Source organism: Gluconacetobacter asukensis (genome assembly GCF_014174375.1).
GTDB classification, from domain to species: domain Bacteria; phylum Pseudomonadota; class Alphaproteobacteria; order Acetobacterales; family Acetobacteraceae; genus Gluconacetobacter; species Gluconacetobacter asukensis.
Genome location: NZ_JABEQE010000059.1, coordinates 1 through 784, shown reverse-complemented (window position 1 = coordinate 784; position 784 = coordinate 1). Strand labels below are relative to the sequence as shown.

The 784-nt window shown below is 65.2% G+C and carries 1 protein-coding gene; it reads left to right on the top strand.

The features are described from left to right. Positions 1-2 precede the first annotated feature (2 nt). Positions 3-784: HlyD family efflux transporter periplasmic adaptor subunit (locus tag HLH35_RS19705; protein WP_182980746.1), on the top strand; the 782-nt coding region annotated here is incomplete at its 3' end.

The following is a 784-nucleotide window of genomic DNA, read 5'->3' as shown; positions in this document are numbered from 1 at the left end:
CAATGCCTCTTTTGCGCACCCTGATCCGCGTGGTCCTGACCCTGAGCGTCGTTGTGCTGGCGATCGTTCTGGGGGTGACCCTGTGGGACACGTATATGATTGCCCCATGGACGCGCGACGGGCGCGTGCGGGTGTATGTGGTGGACGTGGCGCCTGAAGTTCCGGGCACGGTGGTGCAGGTTCCGGTGGTGGACAACCAGTTCGTGCACAAGGGCGAGCCGCTGTTCGTGCTGGACCCGGTGCGCTTCCGCCTGGCGATCCGCGAGGCGCAGGCGCGGCTGGACGGGGCGGAGGAAGAGCTGAAACTGAAGCGCAGCGATGCGAAGCGCCGCATGGGGCTGGGCGGCATCGTGTCGGCCGAAGAACAGGAAGTATTCAACTCCAACGTGGCGACGCAGGTGGCGGCGGTGGATGCAGCGCGGTCGGCGCTGGACCTGGCGAAGCTGAACCTGCAGCGCTCGATGCTGTATTCGCCGGTCAACGGCTATGTGACCAACCTGAACCTGCGGGTGGGTGATTACCTGACGGCGGGCCAGCCGCGGCTGGCGGTGATCGATGCCGATTCCTACTGGGTGAACGGGTATTTCGAGGAAACCAAGATGTGGGGCGTGCATGTCGGCGACGTCGCCCGCGTCAAGCTGATGGGCTACAAGCAGATCATCCCCGGCCATGTCGTCTCGATCGCGCGCGGCATCAACGACCAGAACGGCAATCCGGACCGGCTGGGGCTGCAGGACGTCAACCCGATCTTCACCTGGGTGCGCCTGGCGCAGCGCATTCCGGT